Annotated in this window: 11 protein-coding genes; 1 reads left to right on the top strand and 10 read right to left on the bottom strand. The window is 46.2% G+C overall.

Annotated elements, in window-relative coordinates:
- Positions 1 to 101 precede the first annotated feature (101 nt).
- The 4 genes from MKY95_RS00230 to pth all read right to left on the bottom strand — a co-directional run bounded on the left by MKY95_RS00230 (position 102) and on the right by pth (position 5,935).
- Entirely contained in the window at positions 102 to 1,262 is a 1,161-nt protein-coding gene (locus tag MKY95_RS00230) for a peptidylprolyl isomerase (RefSeq protein ID WP_036668467.1), read from the bottom strand.
- On the bottom strand, positions 1,246 to 4,773 hold the full coding sequence (gene mfd, locus MKY95_RS00225; RefSeq protein WP_036606125.1) for a transcription-repair coupling factor: 3,528 nt from the start codon (positions 4,771 to 4,773) through the stop codon (positions 1,246 to 1,248). The genes MKY95_RS00230 and mfd overlap by 17 nt, the downstream gene beginning before the upstream one ends.
- Positions 4,774 to 5,045: 272 nt before the next feature.
- The gene (locus tag MKY95_RS00220; protein WP_017691368.1) at positions 5,046 to 5,276 is read right to left on the bottom strand and encodes an anti-sigma-F factor Fin family protein; all 231 of its coding nucleotides are present in this window, start codon (positions 5,274 to 5,276) and stop codon (positions 5,046 to 5,048) included.
- Positions 5,277 to 5,374: 98 nt separating this feature from the next.
- The gene (gene pth, locus MKY95_RS00215; RefSeq protein WP_091039104.1) at positions 5,375 to 5,935 is read right to left on the bottom strand and encodes an aminoacyl-tRNA hydrolase; all 561 of its coding nucleotides are present in this window, start codon (positions 5,933 to 5,935) and stop codon (positions 5,375 to 5,377) included.
- Between the two features lie 139 nt (positions 5,936 to 6,074).
- On the opposite strand from pth, the gene MKY95_RS00210 reads away from it, so the two are divergent.
- Positions 6,075 to 6,275 carry a hypothetical protein gene (locus MKY95_RS00210; RefSeq protein ID WP_024633712.1) on the top strand — a complete coding sequence of 67 codons (201 nt, stop codon included), beginning with the start codon at positions 6,075 to 6,077 and terminating at the stop codon, positions 6,273 to 6,275.
- Between the two features lie 291 nt (positions 6,276 to 6,566).
- On the opposite strand, the gene MKY95_RS00205 is transcribed toward MKY95_RS00210, so the two are convergent.
- From MKY95_RS00205 to ispE, 6 genes are all read right to left on the bottom strand, one after another.
- Complete coding sequence (locus MKY95_RS00205) at positions 6,567 to 7,520, bottom strand: ribose-phosphate diphosphokinase (protein ID WP_017691370.1); 954 nt, start codon at positions 7,518 to 7,520, stop codon at positions 6,567 to 6,569.
- A 101-nt stretch (positions 7,521 to 7,621) separates the two neighbouring features.
- The gene (gene glmU, locus MKY95_RS00200; RefSeq protein WP_091039102.1) at positions 7,622 to 9,022 is read right to left on the bottom strand and encodes a bifunctional UDP-N-acetylglucosamine diphosphorylase/glucosamine-1-phosphate N-acetyltransferase GlmU; all 1,401 of its coding nucleotides are present in this window, start codon (positions 9,020 to 9,022) and stop codon (positions 7,622 to 7,624) included.
- Positions 9,023 to 9,090: 68 nt separating this feature from the next.
- Positions 9,091 to 9,285 (bottom strand): hypothetical protein, encoded by a 195-nt coding sequence (locus MKY95_RS00195; RefSeq protein ID WP_124118801.1) that lies wholly within the window; start codon positions 9,283 to 9,285, stop codon positions 9,091 to 9,093.
- An 83-nt stretch (positions 9,286 to 9,368) separates the two neighbouring features.
- Positions 9,369 to 9,653, bottom strand: a complete 285-nt coding sequence (spoVG, locus tag MKY95_RS00190; RefSeq protein WP_017691372.1) for a septation regulator SpoVG — start codon at positions 9,651 to 9,653, stop codon at positions 9,369 to 9,371.
- A gap of 188 nt (positions 9,654 to 9,841) precedes the next feature.
- Entirely contained in the window at positions 9,842 to 10,669 is an 828-nt protein-coding gene (gene purR / locus MKY95_RS00185; RefSeq protein WP_017691373.1) for a pur operon repressor, read from the bottom strand.
- Positions 10,670 to 10,766: 97 nt separating this feature from the next.
- Positions 10,767 to 11,621 carry a 4-(cytidine 5'-diphospho)-2-C-methyl-D-erythritol kinase gene (ispE, locus tag MKY95_RS00180; protein ID WP_339196306.1) on the bottom strand — a complete coding sequence of 285 codons (855 nt, stop codon included), beginning with the start codon at positions 11,619 to 11,621 and terminating at the stop codon, positions 10,767 to 10,769.
- Positions 11,622 to 11,716: the final 95 nt, after the last annotated feature.

Raw genomic sequence — 11,716 nt, 5'->3', positions numbered from 1 at the left:
CCCCTTGCTTCTCTGTATGGTTGTCCATATTTACGTAGTACAAGGCATTCATTCGGGCGAATTCAACCCTGAACGTATGCTAACACAGCAATTTTACCAGCTTACTTGCTGCTTGTACCTTCATCTGTAGTTGCATCTTTGTCTGTTCCAGTCGTACCTTGGTCAGTCTTGGTATCCGTACCTGTGGAGTCATCCGTTTTTGGTTCGGTTGTTTTTTCTCCTTCAGTTCCTGTACCCGTAGTGCCTTCAGTTGTGCCTTCAGTCTTACCTTCTTCAGCTTTTTCTGTTTTTGGCAGTTTAACTTCTTTTACGATTTTGTCCAATTCATTTTGCATGAACGTATCGATTTCGGCTGCAGCCAATTGGCTCTTCAGACTTTCTTTTTGTTCAGCCGTCAATTTGGCAAAGTCAGCTTCAGTACGAGCTTCCACTTTCATGACGTGGTAACCGTACTCTGTCTCTACTGGATCACTGATCTTATTCAGTGGCAATGTTTTTGCAGCTTCCTTAAATGCTTCCACCCAGCTACCTACAGGTGTATTTTCATACAGTCCACCCTTTTCAGCAGAACCTGGATCTTCGGAATATTTTTTTGCAATTTCAGCAAAATCCGCTCCGCCATCCAACTTGGTTTTTACTTCTTTTGCAATTTTAAGTGCATCTTCTTTTTTACGCTCTTTTTGCGTTTTTGGATCTGTGAAGTTAATCAGCACGTGACGAACGGAAGCCGTTGTGAACTGATCTTTGTTTTTCTCAAACTCAGCCTTGATTGCATCATCCGTAACGCCTGTTTCTTTATCTTTGATTACTGTCATGATCCGAGTCATGTAGTCTTTAATGTTGTCGTCAGTCAGTTTCTGAGCTTTGAGCATTTCTGTCCATTGATCTGCCTGAACAGAAGCTTTCATTTTATCGAATTGCTCAGTTGCCGCTTTTGTACCTGCTGTTTTGGCTTCTTCACTTGCTTTGCCACTCAGATATTCATAAGCAACTTCCTGTTTTACCAGATACTCTTTGAAATCGTCCATATCCATCATTTGTGCATACTCCGGATAGAGGAATTTCATGACACGTTGCTCCATATCGAATTCATTGGCTGTAATAGTACCACCATCATACGTAGCGACTACAGCACTTGTATCCGTGGATTCAGGTGTTTTTGCTTCTTCCTTCTTGCCACATGCAGCAAGCAGTGATAAGGATAGTACTGCAACCATGCTCACAGACAGTACTTTTCCTACTTTTTTATACTTTGGTAACATCCTTTAGTTCCCCCTTTGATTTAAAAGCAGTTTTCATGGACTCCAGAATTTTCTCTACCAGCTCCATCAGTTGCTTATCCCCAAGCCCCTTGCCTTTAGCGTGAATCAGCATATGGGGTCCTTGTTCAAATTGTACACGTCTTTCGAACTGATTTCCAATGTGCGCGATTTTCGAGAGTTCAAAGGCATGTTCACGCCCTTCATAGAACTTCACGGTAATGTCCTCACCACGTTGGGAAATGGACTCAATACCGTAGATTTTGCCGTATACTTTCATCCGCGCAACAGCCAGCAAGTTAATGACGGCTTCCGGAAGATCACCGAATCGGTCAACCAATTCGTCTTCCAACTCCATCGCATCGTCGAAGGAGGCAATGACCGCCACTTTTTTGTATATCTCAATCTTCTGAATACTGTCATAGATATAATCGGACGGCAAGTAGGCATCGATACTGAGATCCAGGGTTGTGTTCCACTGATCTGAAGGTACCGGCTCCTCGCCAAGCATCGTAACTTTGCGTTTGTTGATCTCCTCCGCAAGCATCTGGGAATACAGATCAAACCCGACGGAAGCGATGAAACCATGCTGCTCCGCTCCTAGCAGATTTCCCGCCCCACGAATCGACAAGTCACGCATGGCGATTTTGAATCCCGAACCCAGTTCAGTGAATTCTTTGATTGATTGCAGACGTTTCTCAGCAACTTCTGTAAGCACTTTATCCCGTTGGTACGTAAAATAGGCATACGCAATACGGTTGGAACGACCCACACGTCCGCGCAGCTGATACAGCTGGGAAAGCCCCATTTTATCCGCATCATGTACGATCAGTGTATTTACGTTCGGAATATCTACCCCGGTCTCGATGATACTTGTGCTCACAAGCACGTCATATTCACCATCCAGGAAGTCCAGAATCGTTTTCTCCAGCTCTGTTTCCGACATCTGACCATGTCCTACACCAACTTTGGCTTCAGGCACAAGTTCAGAAATTTCGGCTGCCATCTCCTGGATTCCCTGAACACGGTTGTAGAGGTAATACACTTGCCCACCACGGGCAAGCTCACGCTCAATGGCTTCACGTACAAGCGCCTGGCTGTGTTCAACCACATAGGTCTGCACCGGGAAACGATTCTCTGGTGGAGTCTCGATAACGGACAGATCACGCACACCCAGCATGGACATATGAAGCGTCCGCGGAATCGGCGTTGCCGTCAGTGTCAGCACATCCACATTGGTTTTCAGCTTCTTCAGTTTTTCCTTATGGGTTACACCGAAGCGCTGTTCTTCATCAACAATGAGCAGTCCCAGGTCCTTGAACACCAGATCCTGCGACAGCAATCGATGCGTCCCGATAACAATATCCACTGTGCCTGCCTTGATGCCTTTGGCTGTTTCATTCTGCTCTTTACGGGAACGGAAACGGCTAAGCACATGAATGTTGAACGGATAACCGGAGAAGCGCTCACGGAACGTCTCAAAATGCTGCTGTGCCAAAATAGTTGTTGGCACGAGGACAGCCACCTGTTTGCCTTCAATAGCTGCTTTAAATGCAGCCCGAATAGCCACCTCGGTTTTGCCGTAACCAACATCCCCACACAATAAACGATCCATTGGACGGTTTTGTTCCATGTCCTTTTTGATTTCTTCGATCGCACGCACCTGATCACGTGTCTCATCGTAAGGGAACATATCCTCAAACTCCTGTTGCTCCGCAGAATCCTTGTCGAATCCAAACCCTTTGGAGGTCTGACGCTCTGCATACAGCTTAATCAGATCATCAGCAATATCCTGTACAGATGTGCGGACTTTATTTTTAACCCGTGTCCACTCATTGCCGCCCAGCTTGTATATTTTCGGTTCTTTCTCTTCGGAACCAACATATTTCTGAATCAGATCGATCTGCTCAATAGGTACAGACAGTTTGTCTCCACCCGCATAGAGAATATGCATGTAGTCCTTATGAATACCGCCAACCTCGAGGGTGCCGATCCCTAGGTACTTACCAATCCCGTGGTTCTGGTGAACGACATAATCGCCCACTTTTAGCTCGCTATAGGATTTGATCCGTTCAGCATTATCTACATTCCGAATCGGTTTGCGTACTTTACGCTGTTTTTGCGAGAACATCTCGCCCTCGGTCACAACAGCCAAATGAATGGACGGCATTTCAAATCCCGTTTGCAAATTACCGATCATCATCTCTGGCTCTGGAATATCATAGTCCATCAGTACCCGGCGCATCCGCTCGAGTCGCTCCTCACCGTTCGCCAGCATGAGCACTTTGACTCCGGCCTTCTGCCAACGCTCCATCTCTGCCTTCAGTACGTTCATCTGTCCATGGAAATCCTGCATGCCACGACTGATGAAGTTCAGAATGTTCTGTGGTTGGGTGTGTGGAACTTGGCGCAAAAAGATCGACATAAACAGCGTCTGGAATGGACGCTCATACAAGAGTTCATCACCGTCTGCGGATAATGGAAGATCCGGAAGTGTTTTCCCGTTTTGCATCAAATGCAGGTTCCACTCTGATTCATCACGGTCCAGCTGTTTTGATGTCTCCGATAGTCTGGCAGGCTCATCAAGAACCAGCAGGGTATCTTCTGGCATATAGTCGTAGATCGTTTTGTTCTCCGGATAGAGCGGAGAAATATATTTATACATTTCGGAGAAATACACGTGTTCCCGCAAAAGCTCGATCTCCCGGTGAATTTCCTCACGAAGACGCAGCTTCGCCTGCCGGTCTGTCATTTTCTCCAGTTGTTGCTCCAGCAAAAGAGCAGCCGCATCGGCAGCCTTTTCCATACGTTCACGATCTGCAATTAACTCCTTGCATGGTAAAACCGTAATTTCTTCAATCCGTTCAATCGAACGCTGATCCGCTGGATCAAATGTCCGAATGGAGTCGATCTCATCATCAAATAACTCCACCCGATATGCGATCGATGAAGTAACCGGATAGAAGTCGATGATACCTCCGCGTACACTCATCTCACCACGAGATTCCACGCGTTCCACACGCTCGTATCCGAGCTTTACCATCTCCAGTAGGAAGGAGTCCAGTTGAAGTGTGTTACCCTGTTTGATCAAAATTCGAGCATTGGCCATCACTTCCGGAAGCGGAACATAACGTCTTACCCCGGAAAAAGGAATAACAACAACGCCCCTGAATCCCTGGGCGCAGCGGACCAACACATCAATACGCTGACCCAATGTTTCCGGGCTGGAAACAGCAGCTTCCGCAGCGACAAGTTCGTTGGCAGGATAGATTAACACCTGATCAGGTGAAAGCGCTTCCTGTAAATCTTCTGCAATTTTTTGAGCTGAAAACATATTATGTGTTACTACGAGCAATGGTCGGTTCATTTCCTGATGCAGAGCAGCCAGCATAATCTGACGCGCCGATCCGGATAGACCCGAAACCAATTGTTCCTTCATGCCGGATTTGATTCCGGCTGTAATGGACCCGAAGTCCGGATCTTTGGAAAAAGCCTGTATAAGTGCTTGTAACAAAAGGGGCACCTCTCTTATAACTTACTTGATTATCTCACGCATACGCGTAGCATCACTATTAAAATGGATACAAATTCCTTTTTGTCCTGTTTCATCATATCGGATTACTCGCAACATTGCCACATCTGTTGATGCGGCTGAGCCTGATTTCGAGATAGCCATGACTTTCATGCCAACTGAAAAGAAGCCTCAGCAGGCTGCCAAGGCTATAAAAGGTGGAGCGTTATTACGCAACCGCCCTCAACTGTCATTCGATCCTGTACAGGCGATGTCTACTGAAGCGGACTCGCGAGCAGGCTAAGCTCCGGATTGTGCTCCAGGGCTTCCTTACAGTAATCACATGTAATCCGAACGGTAATGTCACCACCGGAATTATACGCTATTATATCCCTCCGCTCGTCGGGGGTCAAGAAATGAAAGCCAAGCTCTACTTCCGTTATCCGGGCAGAATCGATTCGTCCAATAAAGGTACGGCAATGCCTACATACGTAATTCACTGACATGTTTATGCCTCCTGAACATGGTTTATACATCCAGTATGTCCAGTATGGCTGAATCGAACCCGTCTTTTATGATCATTTTACCAGTATGTCTTACAAAATTAACCGTTAAACTTCGCCATTGTTTGTTCAAACGTATGAGTCAAGCTATGCTCCAGAGCATCACATGTTTGCTCAATGGTCTGATCCAGGGCTTCCTTTTCTTTCTTCATGAATGTCGACAGTACATAATCAACAATGGCATGTCCTGGTTCAGGCCGGGATATTCCCATGCGTACCCGGTTAAACTGCTGTGTACCGGTATGCTGAATAATGGACTTGATCCCATTATGTCCGCCTGCACTACCTTGGTAACGCAATCTGACTTTGCCAATCTCTGTATCCATGTCGTCGTACACAACAATCAGATCTTCAAGACTAACTTTATAAAAATCCATATATGCTCGAACCGATTCACCAGACAAGTTCATATAGGTCATTGGTTTGATCAGTACGGTTTTCACACCGCCAATATTACCTTCTCCAATCAGCGCCTTACATTTACTCTGTGTGATGGAGATATTATGACGATCAGCCAACCGATCCAGTGCCATAAAACCGATATTATGACGGGTTTTGGCATAGTTCGAGCCTGGATTTCCAAGTCCGACAATCCACTTCATCTTGTTCCCTCCTTCGGATTAGCCTGAGGTGAGGCATAGACTTCGAATCTTATATTTCATATAATATCAGGAAAGTAAAGATCGATTTACTGTAGTATTTACAGTTCATATTTTATCGACCCAGGAAGGTGAGCGGGTTTTGCGCGAAGACAATGGACAACTGACTCAACATAGCGATTTTATCTATCATCTCGAATATCACGTACCTGTACAGGTATACGACCGCGACACCCATATTGAGATTGGTCTAATCACACGTTTCGATAATCAATTCGTCGAAATTGCCGACACGCTTTTTCATCGGCGTCGTTTCCGATTTATCTCCCGCCCCGGGTATTAACCATATAAGATGAACGAACCATTTTACACTGGATCACTGCGCGTGCAGAAACATCTTCCGATCGCTGTTAAGTCGAAGCATATGCTTCCGAAGCAGCTTTCTTTCAGAAATCTTTTAACTTCACTTCTTCAGATCTTTTCTGCCCTCTCCGTTATTGTGTAAAGTAGTAGTTCAAATTATATGGACTGACCAGCGTCTGCTTCACTATTAATAAAAACGGCACGCCGACAGGGGTTACATTTTCCATTGAACCGGAAAACGTAACCCCTCTACTACTTTATGCAGACATCCTTATTCAATTTCAAACAGCTTGCTGATTGACAATTCCTCATGAACCCGGATAATCGCTTCTCCGAGCAAAGGCGCTACAGACAACACTTTGAGTTTGCTTGTCGGATTAGCATGCGTAATTGGAATGGTATCCGTTACGATAACTTCCTTCAATGGTGCATTCTCCAAACGTTCCATCGCAGGTCCGGACAATACCGGGTGAGTACAGCACGCGTATACTTCTTTTACGCCGCCTTCCATCAGAGCATTCGCTCCCAGTACAATCGTTCCCGCCGTGTCAATAATGTCATCGATCAGGATGGCTGTTTTACCCTCGATGTTACCGATAATGTTCATCACTTCGCTCACATTTGGCTCAGGACGACGTTTATCGATAATCGCCAGGGGTGCATTCAGGAAATCAGCCAATTTACGTGCACGCACTACGCCACCGTGGTCAGGCGACACGACAACTGGATTTTCGATCTGTTTCGACCGGAAATATTGAGCCAGAATTGGCACGCCGAGCAAATGGTCAACCGGAATGTCGAAGAATCCCTGAATTTGCATTGCATGCAAGTCCATCGCGATGACACGGGTTGCACCCGCTTTTTCAATAAGGTTAGCAACCAGTTTCGCTGTAATCGGGTCACGTGAACGTGCCTTGCGATCCTGTCTTGCATAGCCATAGTAAGGAATAACGACGTTAATCGTCTTGGCAGATGCCCGTTTGAGTGCATCAATCATAACGAGCATTTCCATCAGGTTATCATTAACCGGCAAGCAAGTGGACTGCACGATATAAACGTGACAACCCCGAACACTCTCGGAGAGTTTCACTTGAATCTCGCCATCACTAAAGCTGGTTGTGTGAGATTCACCCATAGGGATCCCGATATAATCAGCAATTTGATGGGCAAGCTTGGGGTTAGAATTGCAAGTAAATATTTTTAATTTCGAATCAAAATAAGTCATAAAATAAAAACCCTCCGTGCTGGTTCATTGGAATCAATAAGCGTCTGCGACATGTCGGCACCTCCCCGATCTTCGGGAGGCAATCTTGTTATCAAAACCCCTTATTGGGGTTTGGCATTTTGTTTCTTGGCTTTGGCACGTCCGCGAATCTTCTCCGCATAACCAGGTTTATTCTCCTGACGTGGACGAGCAATAGCCAGATCATTCTCGGGAACGGAATGGGTAACGGTGGAGCCAGCAACCACATAAGCGCCTTTTCCTACCGTAATCGGTGCAATCAGATTGACGTTGCTGCCTACAAAAGCATCATCTTCAATCGTTGTCACAGCTTTATTATAACCATCATAATTGACAGTTATTGCCCCGCATCCAACATTTACGTTTTTCCCTACTTTGGCATCTCCGATATAGCTGAGATGAGATACTTTGGAACCTTCATCAATTGTAGCATTTTTCACTTCAACAAAGTCACCAATTTTTACGTTGCGACCCAGTTTAGTCCCTGGACGCAAATTAGCAAATGGACCTACCGTTGCATCAGAACCAACCTCGGCATTGGATACTACCGAATGTTTAATCGTAACTCCGTCCTGAATAATGCTGTCTTCCACATCTGCCTGAGGACCAATATGACATGCTTCACCGATGGAAGTTGTGCCTTTGAGAATCGTCCCCGGATACAAAACTGTATCTGATCCAATCGTAACATCCGCTCCGATATATGTCGATGACGGATCAATGATTGTAACACCGTTCAACATATGGCGTACGGCAAGACGTTCACGCATGAAGGCTTCGGCTTGCGAAAGTGCAAGTCGGTCATTAACCCCGATGGATTCTGCGATGTCATCCGACATGTAAGCTTCAACCACTTCTCCATCATTGCGGAAAATGCCAACTACGTCTGTGAGATAATACTCTCCCTGAGCGTTCTGGTTCGTCACTTTTTCCAAGGCAGCGAACAATTTTGCATTATCAAAACAGTATGTGCCTGTGTTAATCTCATTCACAGCATCTTCCTGCTCTGTGCAATCCTTTTGTTCCACAATCCGTTGTACAGATCCATCTTCTCCGCGAATGACGCGGCCATAACCTTTGGGATTGTCCAACTGAGCCGTAAGAACTGTGGCTGCTGCTCCGCTGCTCTCATGCAGCTTCATCAGACCTTCCAACGTCTCACTGGTCACAAGCGGTGTATCTCCACAGACCACAATTGTAGAACCTGTCTCGCCGCCAAGCAAAGATTTAACCTGCTTCACTGCATGACCTGTACCCAGTTGTTCTGCCTGGAGTGCATACTCTGCTCTGGAACCCAAAAATGACTGCACCGCTTCGGCACCATGACCGACTACAACTACACTGCGTTCAACGCCTGCGCTGAGTGCTGCATCCAGCACATGTCCAACCATAGGTTTACCGCATACGGGATGCAGTACTTTGTACAATTTTGATTTCATTCGTTTTCCTTGCCCTGCGGCAAGAACGATTGCCATTCGTTTCAAAATTAACGACCTCCTGTTCTGAAAATCCCATTGAAATGCATTGCTGATCTATATCCAATGAGTATCGTTCAGCCGGCTTCAAGCCGGTCCTGTTCATCGCCTGCTGTCTCTGTAATCACACGTAACAACGCGGACACCAACGAATCGTGACCTATATGTATACGCCGTGTACCTGCGAGCTTAACCGAATCCCAATGATTCCTAAGATGCCGCCCTGCCACCAAGCGCACGATGCGCTTTTTGTTCTCTGCTAATAAACTCAATACTGAATATATCTTATTCCGGTCAAAAAGAAAAGAGAGCCATAAGACATGGCTCTCTTTTCCTTCGAACCCCAATAATGTTCTCAGGCACCTTCTTCAATGACTTCTTCCTCAGTTGCCGCACGATCGTATTCAGTCAAAACTGCTGCCTGAATCTTCTCACGCGTACCAGAAGAGATCGGGTGGGCGATATCACGGAACTCTCCATCAGGAGTACGTTTGCTCGGCATAGCAACAAACATTCCGTTGTTACCATCAATGACACGAATGTCATGAACGACGAATTCGTTATCGATGGTAATGGATGCGATAGCCTTCATTCTCCCCTCCGAGTTAACACGGCGGAGTCTGACATCCGTAATTTGCATGTGTGTGTTCACCACCTTTTTCCATCAGAACTTGGTGTATAATTCCACACAGCATATACGAACTCCTTCTTTTTATAACCACAAAAATTTCCTAATTTCAGGAATTTTTTTATTTAATACACAATTCGACAACGTTAGTGCCAGGTCGATGGAAAAGACCTTTTAACGACATAACATTCGTCATCTTTCTACAGGTCAAAATAGTTGCCAGGCTTGACGGAAATCTGTCTGCTCTTGGCATCAACCGCTGTCAGTTTCGCCAGAGATACGTAATCTGTTAACAGGCGTTCTTCTGAATCTACAGAACCAGATTCCACCAGTACCCCTACCCCGGCTACTGTAGCATTAAACTCGGCCAAAAGATCGATCATTCCTTGCACCGTACCCCCGGCCTTCATGAAGTCATCCACAATAAGTACCCTGGAATGCTCACGCATCGCCCTGCGGGACAGGGACATGGTATGCAGACTTTTGTGGGACCCGGATACATAATTGATACTTACGGCCGATCCTTCTGTAGCCTGATGGTCCCTGCGTACGAGCACGACAGGCAGGTTGAGCTGAGCACCGGTCGCATAAGCCAGTGGAATTCCTTTGGTTTCAACCGTCATAACCACATCAATATTCATATTGCCAAAGGCCGTTGCAAAAATCTTGCCGGCTTCATTCATCAATGCGGGCTGACCAAGCAAGTCGGACATGTACAGGTATTCTCCAGGCAAGATCCGATCAGGTTGCGCGAGCTGGGTCGAGAGCCGCTCCGCAAATGCCAATGCCAGTTCTCGGGATACCTTCGGAATCCATCTTACTCCCCCGGCTGCTCCAGCCAGTGTATGCAGTTCTCCTGACCCACCTTCTTCGAACACTTCCTTGATAATCGCCAAATCTTCACTAATTGAAGACTTTGCGGCACCATAACGTTCGGCAAATGTGGTCAACGGAATAACCGTATGCGGTCTGGACAATAAGTATTGCGTCATTTCAACCAGCCTTGCGCTTCGTTTTAACTTCTTCACAGAGATCCATCCTCACGATCACGGAAACATCCAAATCCGAATAATTATTTAAGAATATAACACCTTTATACGTGTTTGTACATTATAAAAGCGAATTTTACGTTAACATACGTACAGCATACACTTCTTTACAGAACCCACGCAGACCATTGTATATCCGGGCAACCTTGGATTCTTTGGAAACCAGACCAAATACCGTTGGACCGCTACCAGACATTAACACGCCGTCTGCACCCAATCGAATCATGGCATCCTTCAGATGCTGAACTTCCGGATACAGCTTCAACGTTACATCTTCAAGCACATTGCCCATCTGGTCACAGACTTCCGTAAATGATTGATTGCGAATAGCCTGCTCCATTTTAGCTGCACTCGGATGACGAACAATCTTGTCACTGCGGAACCTTCCGTACACATCGGCTGTAGACACATTAATCGGAGGCTTGGCCAGAATTACCCAGCATTGCGGCGGATTAGGAATGGGAGTTAACTTCTCACCACGGCCTGTAGCGAGTGCAGTCCCTCCTGTGATACAGAATGGAACATCCGACCCGAGTTCAGCTCCAAGCTCCTGCAGTTCGTGATCCGGTATATTCAACCGCCACAGACGGTTCAATCCACGCAGCGTTGCTGCTGCATCACTGCTGCCGCCGGCAAGACCAGCTGCAACTGGAATCTTTTTATCCAGATGAATATGGACGCCCGTACGCACGTTATAGCGCTCCTTAATGAGTCTGGCTGCCTGGAAAGCCAGATTCTTCTCGTCGAGCGGGATATAACCTGCCTGACTGGAGATGAAAATAGTATCTCGCGGCAGCTCCGACATTTCCAGCCGATCAGCTAGATCGACCATGGTCATGATCATTTCAACTTCATGGAATCCATCGCTTCTTTTATGTAAAACGTCCAGCATCAAATTAATTTTAGCAGGCGCTTTTTCGTAAATTTTCAAGGCGTTCACCCGTCCTCACCTTTTCCCTAAGACAACTTAACATATTATATCAAAATGGGGCTGTCAAGTCATTTGTATTCCGCATCTAAGGGGAA

Origin of the sequence: Paenibacillus sp. FSL P4-0176, assembly GCF_037975265.1 — a bacterium.
Taxonomy (GTDB): domain Bacteria; phylum Bacillota; class Bacilli; order Paenibacillales; family Paenibacillaceae; genus Paenibacillus; species Paenibacillus amylolyticus.
This window is presented reverse-complemented; position numbering and strand designations above follow the sequence as displayed.

Bases quoted from the DNA above. Each gene is read 5' to 3' on its own strand.
- MKY95_RS00230 (WP_036668467.1), bottom strand. From the start codon at position 1,262: ATGTTACCAAAGTATAAAAAAGTAGGAAAAGTACTGTCTGTGAGCATG.
- MKY95_RS00220 (WP_017691368.1), bottom strand. From the start codon at position 5,276: ATGTCAGTGAATTACGTATGTAGGCATTGCCGTACCTTTATTGGACGA.
- pth (WP_091039104.1), bottom strand. From the start codon at position 5,935: ATGAAGTGGATTGTCGGACTTGGAAATCCAGGCTCGAACTATGCCAAA.
- MKY95_RS00205 (WP_017691370.1), bottom strand. From the start codon at position 7,520: ATGACTTATTTTGATTCGAAATTAAAAATATTTACTTGCAATTCTAAC.
- spoVG (WP_017691372.1), bottom strand. From the start codon at position 9,653: ATGCAAATTACGGATGTCAGACTCCGCCGTGTTAACTCGGAGGGGAGA.